Annotated in this window: 1 protein-coding gene; it reads left to right on the top strand. The window is 71.3% G+C overall.

Annotated elements, in window-relative coordinates:
* Positions 1–307, top strand: a 307-nt coding sequence (locus KTN05_RS18000; protein ID WP_217330720.1) for an energy-coupling factor transporter transmembrane protein EcfT, incomplete at both ends; no start/stop codon positions are given.

Raw genomic sequence — 307 nt, 5'->3', positions numbered from 1 at the left:
TGCGCATGGTGACGCTGATCGCGCTGGCCAACCTCGTCACGATGACGACGGCGCTGTCGGCGATGGTCGATCTGGTGCGCACCCTGACGGCGCCGTTGCGCCGGCTGGGCCTGCCGACGCATCTGCTGGAAACGGCGATCCCGCTGGTGATCCGCTTCACCCCGGTCCTGATCGCGCGCGCCGAGGGCTTGGCCGAGGCATGGCGCGCCCGCAGCTTCCGCCGCCCCGGCTGGCGGCTTCTGCTGCCGCTGATGCTGGGCGCACTGGACGACGCCGATCATGTCAGCGAAGCTCTGCGCGCCCGAGG

It is taken from the genome of Paracoccus sp. Z118, from assembly GCF_019061185.1.
GTDB lineage: Bacteria > Pseudomonadota > Alphaproteobacteria > Rhodobacterales > Rhodobacteraceae > Paracoccus.
This window is presented reverse-complemented; position numbering and strand designations above follow the sequence as displayed.